This is a genomic window from Rhizobium phaseoli (assembly GCF_003985125.1).
GTDB classification, from domain to species: domain Bacteria; phylum Pseudomonadota; class Alphaproteobacteria; order Rhizobiales; family Rhizobiaceae; genus Rhizobium; species Rhizobium phaseoli.
On sequence record NZ_ML133566.1, the window covers coordinates 36,707 to 51,789 of the forward strand.

Below are 15,083 nucleotides of genomic sequence, written 5' to 3' on the forward strand. Positions count from 1 at the left end.
CCGGTCACCGGCAGCCATTGAAATCCGGATCGGTTACTTGGCCGCGCTGGCTTCCAGCATCGAGGCCTCGAGTATGTCGAGCGCCTCGCCGAGAACCTCGTCCTGGATGGTGATCGGCGCGAGAAAGCGGATGACATTGCCGTGGACGCCGCAGGTGAGCAGGATCAAGCCCTTGTCGAGCGCGATCAGCCGCACCCGGTTGGCGAATTCGGCGCTCGGCAAACCGGTCTTCCGGTCGTTGAATTCGACCGCATTCATGAAGCCCGGCCCGCGGATGTCGGCGATCTCCGGCACCGTCTCGCGCAGCGATTCCAGCCGTTGTTTCAGCCGACTGCCGAGCTGGTTGGCACGATCGCAGAGATCCTCCTCCTTGATGACGTCGAGGACGGCATGCGCAGCGGCGATGCCGAGCGGATTGCCGCCATATGTGCCGCCGAGACCGCCCGGTCCGGGCGCGTCCATGATCTCGGCGCGGCCGGTGACCGCGGCGAGCGGAAAGCCGCCGGCAAGGCTCTTTGCCATCGTTGTCAGGTCGGCCGCCACCTCGTGATGATCCATCGCGAACATCCGGCCGGTGCGGGCAAAACCGGTCTGCACCTCGTCGGCGATCAGCAGGATGCCGTGCTGGTCGCAGAGTTCGCGCAGCGCCTTCATGAAGGCGGCCGGCGCCGGGTAGAAGCCGCCTTCGCCCTGCACCGGCTCGATGATGATGGCGGCGACCCGCTGCGGATCGACATCAGCGGCAAAAAGCTTCTTCAGCGCCGCCAGCGACTGATCGGCGGTGACGCCATGCAGCTCGACCGGGAAGGGAACGTGGAACACGTCGCCCGGCATCGCGCCGAACCCGACCTTGTAGGGCACCACCTTGCCGGTCAGCGCCATGCCCATGAAGGTGCGGCCGTGAAACCCGCCGCCGAAGGCGATGACGGCCGAGCGGCCGGTTGCCGCACGCGCGATCTTGACGGCATTTTCCACCGCCTCAGCGCCGGTCGTCACGAAGATCGTCTTCTTCTCGAAGTCACCCGGCAGCAGCGCGTTCAACCGTTCGGCAAGGCTGACATAGCTTTCGTAGGGAACAACCTGGTGGCAGGTATGGGTGAAATGGTCGAGCTGATCCTTGACCGCCGCGATGACTTTGGGGTGACGGTGGCCGGTGTTGAGAACGGCGATGCCGGCGGCGAAATCGATATAGCGGCGCCCCTCCTTGTCCCAGATCTCGGCATTCTCTGCCCGGTCCGCGTAGATCTGGGTGGTCATGCCGACGCCGCGCGAAATCGCGGCGTTCTTCCGGTCCGTAAGGCTTGTCGCGGTCATCGAACTGCTCCATATCGAGGGTTTGGGATTATCTTGCATAACTTCTGCAAGATATTCTGGAAATTCCTACATTTTTCCTGCAAGAAAACAAGAGACATTTTTTGCTTCAAACATCAGGCGATTTGATCAATGCTCGCGCAACGAGAATCGGGGAAAGTAGCGGATGAACGATAACGGGCCTGTGCGCTACAAGGTGGCGGAGGCCGCGCGGCTGGCGGGCGTTTCCGCCTCGACGCTGCGCCTTTGGGAAAGCCAGGGTCTGGTGGTTCCCGGCCGCTCCGAAACCGGTCATCGGCAATATAGCGCCGACGACGTGGCGCGCCTGAAGCGCATTTCCTGGTATCGGGTCGAGCGCGGCCTCAATCCCGCGGCCATCCGCGAGGCGCTGGAGGGCGAGGATCCCGCGGCTGAGGGCGAAGCAAGCCAGGATTCCGGCCTCGGCCGCCGGCTGCGCAGCCTGCGCCATGCCGCCGGCAAGACGCTGGAACAGGTGGCCGGCGACAACGGCATCACCGCTTCGACGCTTTCGACGCTGGAGCGCACCTCGCAGGGCGTCGGCTTCAAGACGCTGCACGATCTCGCCGATTATTACGGCACCACCGTCTCACGCCTCTCCGGTGAAGAAAGCGGCGAGGTGCCGGTCCTCGTGCGCGCCGGCGAATGGCGCAGCTGGCCGGAAACGACGCCTGGCGTCACCGTTCAGCTGCTTGCCGAAGGCCCCAGGATGATGGACTGCCATCGTTTCGTGCTGACGCCGGGTGCCGCCAGCGAGGGCGCCTACCGCCACGAGGGCGAGGAATTCATGCATGTTCTGTCCGGCCGGCTCGAGCTGGTGCTCGACGGCGATCAGTTTTTCGATCTCGGTCCGGGCGATTCGCTGTATTTCGAAAGCCGCCGTTACCATTCCTGGCGCAACCGTCACGACGGCGAAACCGTGCTCCTCTGGATCAACACGCCGCCGACATTCTGAACCACCCGCAGAGGAAGCGGTTTCGCATATTGCGGCTTTGCGCTATAGGGCTAAAACACGATCCCAGGCGGGTTCAGCCTGACGTCCCGAACGAAAGACAGTCTCATGGCCGCCACCATACGTTATCACGAAGGCGATATATCAGCGGCCGACGCCGCCCGTTATACCGGTGCTGTCGCCATCGACACCGAAACGCTCGGCTTGGTGCCGCGGCGCGATCGACTCTGCGTCGTCCAGCTTTCGCCGGGTGACGGCACCGCTGACGTCATCCGCATCGCCGCCGGCCAGAAAGAGGCGCCCAATCTCGTCGCTTTGCTCGAAGATCCGACCCACCAGAAGATCTTTCATTATGGCCGCTTCGATATTGCCGTGCTGTTTCACACCTTCGGCGTCACGACGAACCCGGTCTTCTGCACCAAGATCGCCTCGCGCCTGAGCCGGACCTACACCGATCGCCATGGCCTGAAGGACAATCTCAAGGAGATGCTCGACGTCGATATCTCCAAGACGCAGCAATCGTCCGACTGGGCGGCTGAAACGCTGTCTCAGGCCCAGCTCGAATATGCCGCTTCCGACGTGCTGTATCTGCATGCCTTGCGTGACAAGCTGACTGCCCGCCTGATCCGCGATGGCCGCTTCGACCATGCCACCGCTTGCTTCGCATTCCTGCCGACCCGCGCCAAGCTCGACCTGCTCGGCTGGGAAGAGGCCGATATCTTCGCCCATAGCTGAGCGAAAGGCCCGGGGAACGCTGGCACCAGCCCGTGCGCCTCCGCGGCTGCAAGGCGAACACCTGAGCGCGCCCAGCGAATTCGAAAGATCGCGACGCGCTTTAGCATTTCGTTAAGGTCTCTTTCCTAAAATTCTCATTAATTTTTATGCATTCGATGACGCAGGAATCGCGTCATGCGGACAGGAGGATCTGCTGGGATGCAGAGGGATCGGATGAGCACGGTCCTTTTATAGAGCCTGCTTTCATCGTCACTTTGCGAAAGGAGCATGCCATGTTGACTCCCGTTCGTGTAGCGTCCAATGCGAGCTTTTCGTCTCAAGGCCAGACCGCCGCGATCGTCGCCAGCGGCCTCGATCGTTCGGTGATCGCCCCGGCGCCGGTCAACGCGGTCGAAGCTGCAGACCTCAATTCCGCCATTGCCGGCAAGCTCAACATTCTGCTCCTTGCCGCGCGTGAGCGCATGGTCGAAGCCCTTTTGGATGTCCTCGATGCAGCCGGCCGCGCCATATCGCTGGATCGCGGCGACGACGAAACCAATCTCGCCTTCGCCTCCCGGCTTGCCGATGCCATCCGGCGCCTGCCGGCCGCCAGCATCGACGAGGTCGAGCGCCAGCTTGCCGGTGAGGGCCATAGCCTGCCGCTCAGGATGATCGCCGAAGCCTTGAAAAATCCGACAGGTCCGCAAGCCGCGCGGATCGTCGCTTATCTCGAAATCGTCCGCTACAAGGACCGTGATCTCGCCGCCCGCGCCGTGGTGCGTTCGTATGGCCAGAACGACGCTTCACCGATGCGCGCCGAGGCCCGCCCTGAAATCCAGCTGCATGAGGGCAGCCTGCCTGCCGCGATGCGCCAGCCGGCAGAAAAGGCGCCTGCGCCGGCCGATACCCATGTCGGGGCCGAAACGCTTATGACGGACGCGACGACGGTCGCCCCCGAAGCCGTGGAAGCAGCAGCCGGGCCGAAAACGCCGCAGCTTGAAAACAATGCCCGCTCCGCTCTCGCGACGGCAGAAGAACTCGCGCCGGAAAATCCGGTCGCCCCGGAGGCCGAAGCCGGGCAATCCATGGAGACGGCCGCGGCCAGCGACGGCAGGGAAACGGCCGAGCCGCCGGCCATCCAGCCGCGTGCGAATTCGGAAAAGGCCGATCCCGTCATTCCGAGAAACTGGACGGGCATCGTCGCCTCGATGACCGAAGAGGTCTCCGAGATGATCGCCACCATCATCCGCGAGCAGGACGTCGACACCGTACTGGTGGATGGTCCCGTCGAGGCGGCAGTGGAGATCGACACCATCCTCGATGACGCCGTCATCAGCGACGCGGCCGAGACCCTGGCGAGGCAGCCGGTGGAAGTTCCGGAACCCGACCTGCGCCAGACCGCAGCACTCCATCCCGTTCCGACCGAGGGCGAGGTCGCTGCGGCGGCTGACCGTCAGCCGAAAGAAATCGCCGCGCAGCCGCAAATACTGCCGGCCCCTGAAGCCGTTGAACCCTCCTATGTGCCGCTTGCGGCACGGATGCCGGATGGTGTTGCCTATACCCAGCTGCCTTATCAGTTCGCCAAGGACATGCCGTCGAACGAGACGGCGGGGGAAACGCACCACCAGCCTCAGCACGAGCGCGACGACGCTCCCGAGGATCAGCAGCAGGAAGATCAAAAGGCGCAGTCAGGCGAGGAGGCCGAGCCAGATCCCGCGGCGACCGACGCCGCACCAGCGCGAAGGACGCCGCGCATGATCGATGCCGATCCGGCGCCCCAGCCGGCCGGCGCGGTCGCCGACCCGGTCTATGCGCTCTACCAGCGCATGGTCGGCTGGGAATGACCTTTTTCATCGCCTGAAAATGCAGAACCCGCCGGATCGCTCCGGCGGGTTCTTCAATTCTAGCGAAGGATGCGGGGCTTATTCGCCGCCGCGGTTCTTCAGGGCTGCGCCCAGGATGTCGCCGAGCGAAGCACCCGAGTCGGACGAACCGAACTGAGCAACGGCTTCCTTCTCTTCCGCAATCTCCAGAGCCTTGATGGACAGCATGATCTTGCGGTCCTTCTTGGAGAAGTTGGTGACGCGGGCGTCGACGACCTGGCCGACCGAGAAGCGCTCAGGACGCTGCTCGTCGCGGTCGCGGGCGAGATCGGCGCGACGGATGAAGGAAGTGATGTCCTCGTGGTTGACGAGCTTCACTTCGACGCCGCCATCATTGATCGCGATGATTTCGCAGGAAACGACGGCGTTCTTGCGCAGATCGCCCGAAGCAGCAGCGTCGCCGACTGCATCCTTGCCGAGCTGCTTGATGCCGAGCGAGATGCGTTCCTTCTCGACATCGACGTCGAGAACGACAGCCTTGACGACGTCGCCCTTGTTGAACTCCTCGATGACTTGTTCGCCCGGACGGTTCCAGTCGAGGTCGGAGAGGTGCACCATGCCGTCGACATCGCCGTCGAGGCCGATGAACAGGCCGAATTCGGTCTTGTTCTTGACTTCGCCTTCGACTTCAGTGCCGGCCGGATGGCTGCGGGCGAATGCTGCCCACGGGTTTTCCAGCGTCTGCTTGAGGCCGAGCGAGATACGGCGCTTGGACGGATCGACTTCGAGAACGACGACTTCGACTTCCTGGCTGGTCGACAGGATCTTGCCGGGGTGAACGTTCTTCTTGGTCCAGGACATTTCCGAGATGTGGATCAGGCCTTCGATGCCCGGCTCCAGCTCGACGAATGCACCGTAGTCGGTGATATTCGTGACGGTACCGGAAATCTTCTTGCCTTCCGGATACTTGGCCTGGATGCCATCCCACGGATCGGACTCGAGCTGCTTCATGCCGAGCGAGATGCGGTGGGTTTCCTGGTTGATGCGGATGATCTGAACCTTGACCTGCTGGCCGATGTTCAGGATTTCCGACGGATGGTTCACACGGCGCCATGCCATGTCGGTGACGTGCAGCAGGCCGTCGATGCCGCCGAGGTCGACGAACGCACCGTAATCGGTGATGTTCTTGACGACGCCGTCAACCACCTGGCCTTCTTCGAGGTTCTGAACGATTTCAGAACGCTGCTCGGCACGGGATTCTTCCAGAACCGTCCGGCGCGATACGACGATGTTGCCGCGGCGCTTGTCCATCTTGAGGATTTCGAAGGGCTGCGGGTTGTGCATGAGGGGCGTAACGTCGCGGATCGGGCGGATATCGACCTGCGAACGCGGCAGGAAGGCGATCGCGCCGTCGAGGTCGACCGTGAAGCCGCCCTTGACCTGGTTGAAGATCACGCCTTCGACGCGCTCGCCGGCTTCGAACTTGGCTTCGAGCTTGATCCAGCTTTCTTCGCGGCGAGCCTTCTCGCGCGACAGAACGGCTTCGCCAAGCGCGTTTTCGATGCGCTCGACATAGACTTCGACTTCGTCGCCGACCTTCAGCGAACCGTCCTTGGCGCGTGCGCCAAATTCCTTGAGCGCGATGCGGCCTTCAACCTTGAGGCCGACGTCGACAACGGCGACGTCCTTCTCGATGCCCGTGACGATGCCCTTGGTGACATAGCCTTCTGCGAGGTCGTTCTTTGCGAAAGACTCTTCGAGAAGAGCTGCGAAATCCTCGCGGGAGGGAGTTGCTACTGACATAAAATCTCCTGGCGTATCCGGCTTTCCGGATGCGTACGCGCCGGTTGGTTCGTGTTGAACGGGCCTGAACCCAGTCCGCCCTCTCTCACGAAGGCAATCCGGCGCTTGGACGGAATTTCAGGCTGCTGTCTTAAAAGCGACGTGGGGCTCTTGGCACGCAAAATCGCTTCAATTTAGGCATTTCGGCTCAAGACCGCATCGATGATCGATTGAGCGGCTTGAAACGCGGCCTCTATACTCATTTCCGACGTATCAAGCAAGTGCGCATCGACCGCTGGTTTCAACGGGCTGTCGGCCCGTCCCATGTCGCGTTCGTCGCGCCGCTTGACGTCCTCGAAGATCGCGTCCAAATCCGCCGTCGCACCTCGGCTGACGATCTCGTCGTAACGGCGTTTTGCGCGCACCTCCGGCGACGCCGTCACATAGAGCTTCACCGGCGCATCCGGGCAGACAACCGTGCCGATATCACGCCCGTCGAGCACCGTGCCCGGCGCCTTTTCCGAAAACCGCCGCTGCGCCTCGACGAGTGCCCGGCGCACCGCCGGCATGACGGCGATCTTCGAGGCGGCTTCGCCGATTTCGTGTTGCGAAAGCATATCGCGATCGAGATTGCCAAGTTCAACCTCCCGCGCGATCTTTTCCGCCACCGCCTCGTCGTCAAGCGGCAGGCCGGCCTCGAGCAGCGCCTTGGCGGTGGCGCGGTAGGTCAGGCCGGTGTCGAGATGGTGGAAGCCATATTGCTCGGCGATACGGCGCGAAAGCGTCCCCTTGCCGGCCGCCGCCGGGCCGTCGATGGCGATGGTGAAAGTCTTCGTCGTCATGGGATCCATCCTGGAGCACGGCGCTTAGGGGGCCCCTAAGCGGAGCCACACGTGGCATAATGCTTTGTAAAGGCGCGGCATTTCCTTCGCAAGCCTGCCATTTGCGGCGACCGCCGCCGCCCGTTCCCGCGGCCGCCGCGCCTCGCTGCGAGAGACCCGCCAGCCGGGCATCTGCCAGAACCTGAAATACCCGGCACTCCGATCGTAAAGTTTGGCTTTGACATGGGAAGCCGCAGCGATTAAGGGGACCGGCTTATAAATTCCGATGGAACGCCGGCTTGAACGGCATTTTGCCGAATCGCGGATTCGGCCATTCTCACGAGGCTTATAGTGGCGAAAGCGGAACTTGGAACCAAGCGCACCGATCCGGAAACCGGCAAGAAGTTCTATGATCTGAACCGGGATCCGATCGTTTCTCCTTATACCGGCAAGTCCTACCCCCTGTCCTTCTTCGAGGAAACCTCGGCGATCGCCGATGCCGCTGAAGAGGACGAGGTCGCGGAAGTCGATACCGAAAACACCGAAGTCGAACTGGTTTCGCTGGAAGATGCCGATGACGCCGCCGGCGGCGACGACATTCCGGATATGGGCGACGACGATGTCGAGATCGAAGGCGACGACGACGACGATACCTTCCTCACACCCGACGAAGACGATGACGATGACGACATGAGCGACATCATCGGCGTGACCGGCGACGAAGACGAAGTCTGACGACTGCATTTCGGCCCGGTGAGGAAAAAATTCTCCGGGCCGGTTTTTTTAGGCTTGCCATCTCCGAAAACCGGAAGTAATAAGCCGCCACTCCAGAGGCAACGCCCTCCGGAGTATCCCAGGACCGGCGCTCAGCCGGACAACCTTGATGGGGCTATAGCTCAGCTGGGAGAGCGCTTGCATGGCATGCAAGAGGTCAGCGGTTCGATCCCGCTTAGCTCCACCAAATTTCTTCAATGATTATAAAGCTTTAGGTGGCCGGTCGCCGCGCCAATCTCTTGCTTAATCCGTGGGGGAAGCACCAGGGAAGCGCCGCTATTTCATACTGATCATTTTCAGCCGATCTGTGATGAGCGATTTCAGCTCGCCACTTAAGGCTTCGCAATGACCCACGGCAATCGTGAGTGCGGTGACGTGAGTTAGGTTCAGTCGCCCGATAACTTCGGCTTCGCTTATGTCGCTCGCGTACAGCCGAATCAACTGCTGAAGCTCGACGTAGCTGTCGTGATCAAGGAAGTTCGTCGTGACGGCTCTGATCATCAGATGCGGAGGGAATAGAGCCTTTGAGTTTATGCGCAGGAAGAGTTGGCCGTCAGGACATATACAGATATGTCGCTTTTCTTTAGGCGGTTTAGTCCACCTATCCCAAACCCGAATCACATCGCCGATCTGAAGTGCCATCTTCAAAAGATAGCATAGCGGGCAGTCTCTTCAATCAAACTGGTCTTTTCGACCTTGTCCGGGTCCGACTCGTCAAGGAAATCTCTATAGTCCATCGGACCGCCGCCGGCGTTTATGTAGGCCGGATCGTCGTGCGTTTCTCGGTAGATGTCGTCGAATGTACGGTTCTTAACATGATCGACCCCGAACTGGAGGGCTTCGACGTCCGTGCCCGACAACATCCTTCCATTCGCTTCACGTGCGGCCCTGACCTTGTGGCGTTGATCAACTTCGAACGGAAGGTCGCCGTTGCTTTTCAGCGCTATCATCTCGATGGGGTCGCGTCGAAGAAGATTATAAACAACGGTAGCCAGCGGCCCAAACGGAGCGGCCTGATACGTGTCACCGCTTATCGGACGTCCGTAGTGCGAGAGATGGTATTTATCCGCAAAGAAAGCGGACTTTACTAATTGGTACACGTCGAATCCCGGACTTGCGTTTGCAATCCACAGGATGACTTCCATTGCCTTGGAAGCGTTCGGAATGTATCTGGGGGTCGGTGCCATAGGGGAAAATATAGGTTGAAAAACAAATTGAATCAATAGTTTACTTAAGCTGTTGATTTGAATCGCTTTCTTGAGTCGCTCGGCCGAATCTTCGAGTGTTCTGCGTAAGCCTATGGGCGGCCGCTTCACGAATGGGATCAGTTGGACGGATTGGCATAGCGAATAGAACCACCGTCCAGATAAAGGCCCGTCTCATGTTCGCGGCCTCTTCGCACCCATTCGCGGGCAATTTTAGCTGGGACAATCGAGTAGACGTTCCCCTTAGATACGCTGGTAGCATCCATGTCGGCCTTCTTTGCGAACTCGACGAGTGTTTGTCGATCTGAGCCGGCGCGACGCCGAATTGCATAGAACATTTCGTTACCTCCACATTTTGCAGCCCTTGCCACGTTTTTCTAACTTCCGAAAACCTACATTATCGGAACTCACGATCAGTTGAGCGGTCATCCGTCTCATAGGGCGAAGTCATCATCTGGCTTTTGGCGGCGCTTACCTGGCTTCTTCGCTTTCGGCTTGGGCTTAGGCTTCTGCATTCGTGCGGCCGCATTTTCACTGCGCTGCTTCTCGATCACCCGGAGCCCGTCAAACATCTCGGACTCACCAGCGCGTTGCTGGGTGTTCTGCCCCAGCAGTTGCGATGCCGCCACCTGCAGACCCCCAGCCACCATCTGATGTATGGCGTCTTCCCACTCCCAGGCTCGATCAGTCTTCGCTCGATATTCGCGATGACGGATGGATAGCGTGTCCCCGATGAGATAGGAGCTTGGCCATTCGCCAAGCGCTTCATGGTAGTCGCGATAGGCTTGCACGACATCCGCGCATTGGCGCCCAAGTTCCTCAGGGCGGCCGGCGCCTCGGACTATGCGAATGACGTTGGCAGCCAATCGTTTCAAGGGCCAATGCAGATCTAACTCGGCATTGCGCCGATCCAGTTCGCGTTGATCGTTTTCGACTGCAAGACGGATATGCGGCGGCTTCTGGTCTTCAGACATTCGTTCCTCTCAGTGCCGCCAACCAGAAGCTGAACGGAAAGGAACGAGTCGTCAATACCGCGATGGCGGGAGCGACCCCGAAGAGCCGCCCCCCAATTTCACTTTGCGGCCTTCATGGCTTTAATCTCTTCGAGGATTTCCCTCAGCTTTTCCGGAGAGGTCTGTTCAAGGATGGCGAGCAGCTTTGAAGCCCTCATGATGATTGCTCCTGCTCCACGACAGTGCGCGGGCGCGCATCGCCCACGACTAGAACAAACGAATGCTCGGAATCGATGGCTTTTCGCCATTTGCGGTCCGGGCTCATTTCTGCCATTGCGTCGCAAAGGGCGTTGGCATGAAACTCCGCACGCTCCATGGCGGACATCTCTTTGACTGCCGCGGCAGCCGCTGTGACCGGAACTGCGGCGGCGGCAATTCCACCCAGGAAAGTTCTACGCTGCATCACGCGGCCTCCCTTGCCTGCACTGGGTTGCTGGCGACCAGCGCGGCGTGCGTTCGCTGAATCACCTCCGCCGCCTGCCAGCGCTCGACGAGCTGCTCGCGGGTGCATTCCGTGTATTTCGGATACGCGGCGTCGAACCTCTCCAAAAGCTGCTGGAGAGAAGTCTTGCTCATCGAGATCCAGGCGCCGCGGCCGGTGTCGATCAGGAGGTCGAACTTGCCGTCAGTCTCGTGGGGAAGAATATTCATCATGCTACCACCCCTTCGAGGCCTTCCAGATACTTCAGCGCAGCCAGTCGCAACGTCTGAGCGAGTGTGCCGTCAGAGCGGAAATCCCCTTCGAAGACGTCGATCTCGGTAAAAAGCTTCAGCGCCTCAATTGCGCCTTCTCGGCTCGGAGCGGCGCCTTTCCATTCCCGCAGCGCGTCTTCATGTTTCTCGTACATATCCGCCGCGATTTGATCTTCATTTTCCTTCGTGAAGGTTTCGATTGGCAACTCGCGGAAAGCCCTTAGGCCATCTCGATAGGCGATAATTTTGTCGCGCAACGCATCAGGCTTTGTGAAGCCGGGAATCTTGTACATCGTGTGGATGCCGTGCTCATTGAGCGCGACCTGAGCGATTTGCAGATCTTCGTTTGCGCGCAAAAGAGCGGCAGCTTCAGAAAGCAATCCATCCAATTTCAGCACTGCTTCCGGACGTGGATCGTGTGTCGGCTTACTTGATTCCTGCTCCTCGTCTCGCGGTAGTTGGGATAGATACCCGCCAGCCATGGCGTACTTATTGACGGTGTTCATAAAGCCGACTTTATGACCGCGTGTGGCGCCCGCCTCCATATCGAGCATGATCGAGCCGAGCAGCGAGGCGTTGCCGACGTTATGGTGCTTGCCGATGAAGGCGATGAATTCCTCCGCGAGGCGCCGCCCGAGGTCCGCATCGGCGCTGTAGTTGCCGCTGCGGGGTACATCGGCCCAATAGTCGTAGCCTCCTCCGTCTTCACGCTTCTTCTTGATGAAGGAAGGACCCTCGTGGAGCGGAGGCGACCCAACTAAGCATGGTTCCTCGTTCTCGCACGTCGGGGCAGAGCGCCCGAAGTCGGAAACGGTTTTTTTGCGAAGGGTTTTGGTTGCCATCTCAGGCGCTCCTTTTCACGATTGCGATTTGGTCGAGAATGTCGGCTCGGTCTGCGCTGGTCCGCATCCGCCAGGGGCGAGCATCGATGCGCATCAATTCGATGTTCAGTTCCAGCACGCGGTCGGCTGCGCGTTGCTGAAGGGTCTTTAAGGTTTCAGCGACCTTCCATTTCGCAGTCATCCATGCGGACTTGAGGCAGCGCGAGAGTGACTTGCGACGGGCTTGGGCATTGGCCGGGCGGGCGTTCGCCCAGTCTCGGCGGTAGAGCTTCCACGCATGGGACATGATGGCGGCGCGGTCAAATTTAGGCATGCCTTCGGCGGCGGCCAGAATCACACTGTCCTGCATCGCTCAATCTCCAGTGTTTCTTTCAGTTGGTGAAGTCGCCAGCTTTCCAGACGCCGCGGTCCAAGCCCCACTGCTCATCTTCCAGGATGGCCTGTACAAGTTCGGCGAGGACAAATGCCTCTTTCGATGACCTGTCGTCGTCGAGGACGGCCTTCGACAAGCCCAGCAACTTTGCTCTGTCTTCCGGATATGCGCTGAAGGGTTTCACTTCGCTCCGTCCATCTTGTTCAAACATTACACTTTTGATATAAGCTTATCACAGGCGCCAAGTCAACACTTTTGATGTAAGGTTATTTATTTTGTGTCTCTCTGCAGCTCAATGCCGCGCAGCTCGTGCCCTTTTGGGATGGTCGCAGGATCAACTCTCCGTGGCGTCGAAGGTAGCGAAAGCGACGATAGCGAACTTTGAGGCCGGGAAGAGGGCGCCCTATGAAAGGACCCTGGTCGACCTCCGGGAGAGCCTCGAAGCGGCCGGTGTCGCGTTCATTGCCCAGAACGGCGGCGGGGCGGGAGTTCGTCTAGCTAAGCCGGAATGATGGCGGCTCACGCATTTTACAGAAGCTCATCCGACTTGGACTCCTCGGCAGCCAGAACCTCGTTCATGAGGCGATATTCGTGGAGAGCCCCATACAGCAAACTTGCGGCGCCAATTATGGGAATCGAGCTGAGAGCATAGCATATGACCGCTTTGCCAAGCCTGAGGCCAAATATCGTCGGGCTCGCAAGTAGTAAGCCGCAGAAGATGACGCATGCGATACCCGTCGCCACTGTCATTGGCAGCCAGTCATTCATCATGATTAGTCGGCGGTGTTTGATGCTGAGCTGTCTGTCTTTGTTGTAGCCGGACAAAACAGTATCGCGCCGCTCATTCAGCGCCTGGGATGCGACAAACACCACGTTTGTTGCCGCCCACAGTCCCGCAACAATCGCAAATACTGGCTGAGCTTCGATGCCAGTCTCCATCTTACATCCCCATTGGTGGGCATAGCTTAGCAAGGAATGACAGAAACTGACAATCCGATGCTGCAATTAGACGCTTTATCACCCACATCCCCCGCCCAACCAAGCTGACAAAACCGACTTTACTGACAAAACTAGCGTTTTGTCGGTTTTGTCAGTTTAGTCACTCAGACTTATTTTCAACCTCCCATGATTTCCTCTTGCCAAAATGCAACCGAATCTTAGGCTGGCCGAAGAAGTTAGGGGGAGACTTATGAGGCTATCGATATTGCTCGCGCTGGCAGCCGGCGCCCTGTCATCGTGTGCGGCGTCCAGTTCGATGCGTACTGCTCAGAACGAAATCATCATCAAAACGCGAGCGGCGCCGATCTGTGGCGATACGGGCGCAATGAAGGTCGCCGGGAAACAGGCTGCGATTGAGACAATCAAAGCTGGATATGACCGTTACATCATCGTTGGCCAAGCAGGCGCTGATACAACGCGGGTTGTTCAGATGCCTGGTTCCTATTCGACGACCGGAACGGCAACGGTCTATGGAAACACGGGGTACTACAGCGGCAATACGGTCTACAATCCTGGCCCAACGTTCGTGACTGGCGGGCACAATCAGGATCTTGCCGTTCGAATGTTCAAGGAAGGCGAGCCTGGAAGCCAGAATGCGCTTTCTGCAAGGGATACCCTCGGGCCGAAGTGGGCGCTGATTGTCCGCGACGGCATCAACACCTGTGCAGGGTAGCGACCGGAGGGGACTGTGAGAACCTTTGTTATCTGGTCGTTCTACATCTTCATCGACCTTGTGGTTGCTTGCCTTGCCACCTTACTAAATGATCAGCAGCCATCCGTGCCGTTCCTTGCCACACTCGCCATTCTTTGGATTGGGCTCCCGCTCGTGGGGCTCCTGTCGCTCCTCAAATTCTGGCTGGCCTACTGGCTCTTCTTACGCACTCGGATGATGCGCTTCTACAAAGCCGAGATGTACAAATTCAAATTCCCTTCAACCAATGGCCACTTCGCGTGGAACCAATACCTGGAATATGTGATGACCGACGCTTCAGCGAAAAAGGAAGCCGCTGTGAAAGCAGGTGTGTTCGTAGGAGAAATAGAGGGATTCCGGACGACACGTCCTTTCACGATGTTCATCGCAGCGCAATCCAGCTTTGAACAGGCCATGAGCGAATATCAGGCGCCGCCATCGACGAGTGGGCTGTTCGAACGCGCGAGGCACGTTGAGTGACAACCGCAATCGCGGCGCCGCGGGCTGGTTCAAGGGTAACCGACAAAACCGACTTTACTGACTAAACCGGTTTCCCGGCTGTGTCGGTTACTCACTGAAGCGATCGACGACGGCAATCGTACCGTTCTCGACGAGCGGCGTGACATTGAGCGTCTTGCCCTCGGTGACAATGGCGTCACCTTGCCGAACCGGCGCCACGGTGTGCAGGACGTACTCAATCTTCTGACCGTTAGGATGATTTACGGATGGGCGAGAATTTTGGACGCCAGCGAAGTCCCCCGGCTGCAGTCTCACTCCCTCCACCTCGCAGTCCTGCACCGCTCTCAGCCTTACGCTCACTTCTGCCATGTTGGGCTCCTACCTTGCGTCTGATTGACGGACTTAGAGTCAGCCGAATTCAGCAAGGGGACGCATGAAAAACTCGTAGCCGGCGCTGACAAAACTGACTTTACCGACAGAACCCGTTCTGTCGGTTTTGTCGGTTTAGTCAGTGCAACATCCAGCCTTTTCAGGTGTGGCGTCGATCGGCATCCGCCGTCATGATGGAGGCTGAAACGGGCCGCCGACATCTTGCGCGGAGCCAAGCCTGGAG

General features: G+C 59.3%; 20 protein-coding genes, 1 tRNA gene and 1 pseudogene. 8 read left to right on the forward strand and 14 right to left on the reverse strand.

Annotated elements, in window-relative coordinates; genetic code table 11:
- Positions 1-33: 33 nt before the first annotated feature.
- Positions 34-1,314, reverse strand: a complete 1,281-nt coding sequence (locus EFD56_RS03200) for a 4-aminobutyrate--2-oxoglutarate transaminase (RefSeq protein WP_016735201.1) — start codon at positions 1,312-1,314, stop codon at positions 34-36.
- A 163-nt stretch (positions 1,315-1,477) separates the two neighbouring features.
- Between EFD56_RS03200 and EFD56_RS03205 the strand changes: the two genes are divergently transcribed.
- The 3 genes from EFD56_RS03205 to EFD56_RS03215 all read left to right on the forward strand — a co-directional run bounded on the left by EFD56_RS03205 (position 1,478) and on the right by EFD56_RS03215 (position 4,839).
- On the forward strand, positions 1,478-2,284 hold the full coding sequence (locus EFD56_RS03205) for a MerR family transcriptional regulator (protein ID WP_126904624.1): 807 nt from the start codon (positions 1,478-1,480) through the stop codon (positions 2,282-2,284).
- A 105-nt stretch (positions 2,285-2,389) separates the two neighbouring features.
- Positions 2,390-3,016, forward strand: a complete 627-nt coding sequence (locus tag EFD56_RS03210; RefSeq protein WP_064821073.1) for a ribonuclease D — start codon at positions 2,390-2,392, stop codon at positions 3,014-3,016.
- A 272-nt stretch (positions 3,017-3,288) separates the two neighbouring features.
- Positions 3,289-4,839, forward strand: coding sequence for a hypothetical protein (locus tag EFD56_RS03215; protein WP_126904625.1), 1,551 nt, complete (start codon positions 3,289-3,291; stop codon positions 4,837-4,839).
- Between the two features lie 78 nt (positions 4,840-4,917).
- Here the strand turns inward: EFD56_RS03215 and rpsA are convergent, their stop codons facing one another.
- Positions 4,918-6,621 (reverse strand): 30S ribosomal protein S1, encoded by a 1,704-nt coding sequence (rpsA, locus tag EFD56_RS03220; protein ID WP_012482163.1) that lies wholly within the window; start codon positions 6,619-6,621, stop codon positions 4,918-4,920.
- Positions 6,622-6,794: 173 nt separating this feature from the next.
- Positions 6,795-7,442, reverse strand: a complete 648-nt coding sequence (gene cmk, locus EFD56_RS03225; RefSeq protein ID WP_126904626.1) for a (d)CMP kinase — start codon at positions 7,440-7,442, stop codon at positions 6,795-6,797.
- Positions 7,443-7,772: 330 nt separating this feature from the next.
- On the opposite strand from cmk, the gene EFD56_RS03230 reads away from it, so the two are divergent.
- On the forward strand, positions 7,773-8,156 hold the full coding sequence (locus tag EFD56_RS03230; RefSeq protein ID WP_012482165.1) for a TIGR02300 family protein: 384 nt from the start codon (positions 7,773-7,775) through the stop codon (positions 8,154-8,156).
- A gap of 150 nt (positions 8,157-8,306) precedes the next feature.
- Positions 8,307-8,382, forward strand: a tRNA-Ala gene (locus EFD56_RS03235).
- A gap of 89 nt (positions 8,383-8,471) precedes the next feature.
- On the opposite strand, the gene EFD56_RS03240 is transcribed toward EFD56_RS03235, so the two are convergent.
- From EFD56_RS03240 to EFD56_RS03280, 9 genes are all read right to left on the reverse strand, one after another.
- Positions 8,472-8,837 (reverse strand): hypothetical protein, encoded by a 366-nt coding sequence (locus tag EFD56_RS03240; RefSeq protein WP_126904627.1) that lies wholly within the window; start codon positions 8,835-8,837, stop codon positions 8,472-8,474.
- A 2-nt stretch (positions 8,838-8,839) separates the two neighbouring features.
- On the reverse strand, positions 8,840-9,511 hold the full coding sequence (locus EFD56_RS03245; RefSeq protein WP_126904628.1) for a Panacea domain-containing protein: 672 nt from the start codon (positions 9,509-9,511) through the stop codon (positions 8,840-8,842).
- Positions 9,512-9,519: 8 nt separating this feature from the next.
- Positions 9,520-9,738 (reverse strand): hypothetical protein, encoded by a 219-nt coding sequence (locus EFD56_RS03250; RefSeq protein ID WP_126904629.1) that lies wholly within the window; start codon positions 9,736-9,738, stop codon positions 9,520-9,522.
- 96 nt (positions 9,739-9,834) lie between these two features.
- On the reverse strand, positions 9,835-10,374 hold the full coding sequence (locus EFD56_RS03255; protein ID WP_126904630.1) for a hypothetical protein: 540 nt from the start codon (positions 10,372-10,374) through the stop codon (positions 9,835-9,837).
- Positions 10,375-10,567: 193 nt separating this feature from the next.
- Positions 10,568-10,816, reverse strand: coding sequence for a hypothetical protein (locus EFD56_RS03260; RefSeq protein WP_126904631.1), 249 nt, complete (start codon positions 10,814-10,816; stop codon positions 10,568-10,570).
- A complete protein-coding gene (locus tag EFD56_RS03265) occupies positions 10,816-11,067 on the reverse strand; it encodes a hypothetical protein (RefSeq protein ID WP_126904632.1) in 252 nt (83 codons plus the stop codon). Before EFD56_RS03265 ends, EFD56_RS03260 begins: the two co-directional genes overlap by 1 nt.
- Positions 11,064-11,948: a hypothetical protein gene (locus EFD56_RS03270; RefSeq protein WP_126904633.1), complete on the reverse strand. Its 885-nt coding sequence runs from the start codon at positions 11,946-11,948 to the stop codon at positions 11,064-11,066. Before EFD56_RS03270 ends, EFD56_RS03265 begins: the two co-directional genes overlap by 4 nt.
- A 1-nt stretch (position 11,949) precedes the next feature.
- Positions 11,950-12,297: a hypothetical protein gene (locus EFD56_RS03275; protein WP_126904634.1), complete on the reverse strand. Its 348-nt coding sequence runs from the start codon at positions 12,295-12,297 to the stop codon at positions 11,950-11,952.
- Between the two features lie 22 nt (positions 12,298-12,319).
- Positions 12,320-12,532, reverse strand: a complete 213-nt coding sequence (locus EFD56_RS03280) for a hypothetical protein (protein ID WP_126904635.1) — start codon at positions 12,530-12,532, stop codon at positions 12,320-12,322.
- A gap of 64 nt (positions 12,533-12,596) precedes the next feature.
- On the opposite strand from EFD56_RS03280, the pseudogene EFD56_RS03285 reads away from it, so the two are divergent.
- Positions 12,597-12,824, forward strand: a pseudogene (locus EFD56_RS03285) (helix-turn-helix domain-containing protein); the annotation flags it as partial.
- A gap of 25 nt (positions 12,825-12,849) precedes the next feature.
- On the opposite strand, the gene EFD56_RS03290 reads toward EFD56_RS03285, so the two are convergent.
- Positions 12,850-13,260 (reverse strand): hypothetical protein, encoded by a 411-nt coding sequence (locus EFD56_RS03290; RefSeq protein ID WP_126904637.1) that lies wholly within the window; start codon positions 13,258-13,260, stop codon positions 12,850-12,852.
- A 316-nt stretch (positions 13,261-13,576) separates the two neighbouring features.
- On the opposite strand from EFD56_RS03290, the gene EFD56_RS03295 reads away from it, so the two are divergent.
- Entirely contained in the window at positions 13,577-13,993 is a 417-nt protein-coding gene (locus tag EFD56_RS03295) for a hypothetical protein (protein WP_245440564.1), read from the forward strand.
- 15 nt (positions 13,994-14,008) lie between these two features.
- Positions 14,009-14,491 carry a hypothetical protein gene (locus EFD56_RS03300; RefSeq protein ID WP_126904639.1) on the forward strand — a complete coding sequence of 161 codons (483 nt, stop codon included), beginning with the start codon at positions 14,009-14,011 and terminating at the stop codon, positions 14,489-14,491.
- A gap of 87 nt (positions 14,492-14,578) precedes the next feature.
- On the opposite strand, the gene EFD56_RS03305 is transcribed toward EFD56_RS03300, so the two are convergent.
- Positions 14,579-14,839, reverse strand: coding sequence for a hypothetical protein (locus EFD56_RS03305; protein ID WP_126904640.1), 261 nt, complete (start codon positions 14,837-14,839; stop codon positions 14,579-14,581).
- Between the last annotated feature and the right edge of the window lie 244 nt (positions 14,840-15,083).

Coding starts and splice junctions, on each gene's coding strand:
- EFD56_RS03240 (WP_126904627.1), bottom strand. CDS start 8,837: ATGGCACTTCAGATCGGCGATGTGATTCGGGTTTGGGATAGGTGGACT.
- EFD56_RS03270 (WP_126904633.1), bottom strand. CDS start 11,948: ATGGCAACCAAAACCCTTCGCAAAAAAACCGTTTCCGACTTCGGGCGC.
- EFD56_RS03210 (WP_064821073.1), top strand. CDS start 2,390: ATGGCCGCCACCATACGTTATCACGAAGGCGATATATCAGCGGCCGAC.
- EFD56_RS03275 (WP_126904634.1), bottom strand. CDS start 12,297: ATGCAGGACAGTGTGATTCTGGCCGCCGCCGAAGGCATGCCTAAATTT.
- EFD56_RS03260 (WP_126904631.1), bottom strand. CDS start 10,816: ATGCAGCGTAGAACTTTCCTGGGTGGAATTGCCGCCGCCGCAGTTCCG.
- EFD56_RS03295 (WP_245440564.1), top strand. CDS start 13,577: ATGCGTACTGCTCAGAACGAAATCATCATCAAAACGCGAGCGGCGCCG.
- EFD56_RS03305 (WP_126904640.1), bottom strand. CDS start 14,839: ATGGCAGAAGTGAGCGTAAGGCTGAGAGCGGTGCAGGACTGCGAGGTG.
- EFD56_RS03290 (WP_126904637.1), bottom strand. CDS start 13,260: ATGGAGACTGGCATCGAAGCTCAGCCAGTATTTGCGATTGTTGCGGGA.
- EFD56_RS03205 (WP_126904624.1), top strand. CDS start 1,478: ATGAACGATAACGGGCCTGTGCGCTACAAGGTGGCGGAGGCCGCGCGG.
- rpsA (WP_012482163.1), bottom strand. CDS start 6,621: ATGTCAGTAGCAACTCCCTCCCGCGAGGATTTCGCAGCTCTTCTCGAA.
- cmk (WP_126904626.1), bottom strand. CDS start 7,442: ATGACGACGAAGACTTTCACCATCGCCATCGACGGCCCGGCGGCGGCC.
- EFD56_RS03280 (WP_126904635.1), bottom strand. CDS start 12,532: ATGTTTGAACAAGATGGACGGAGCGAAGTGAAACCCTTCAGCGCATAT.
- EFD56_RS03250 (WP_126904629.1), bottom strand. CDS start 9,738: ATGTTCTATGCAATTCGGCGTCGCGCCGGCTCAGATCGACAAACACTC.
- EFD56_RS03200 (WP_016735201.1), bottom strand. CDS start 1,314: ATGACCGCGACAAGCCTTACGGACCGGAAGAACGCCGCGATTTCGCGC.
- EFD56_RS03265 (WP_126904632.1), bottom strand. CDS start 11,067: ATGATGAATATTCTTCCCCACGAGACTGACGGCAAGTTCGACCTCCTG.
- EFD56_RS03255 (WP_126904630.1), bottom strand. CDS start 10,374: ATGTCTGAAGACCAGAAGCCGCCGCATATCCGTCTTGCAGTCGAAAAC.
- EFD56_RS03215 (WP_126904625.1), top strand. CDS start 3,289: ATGTTGACTCCCGTTCGTGTAGCGTCCAATGCGAGCTTTTCGTCTCAA.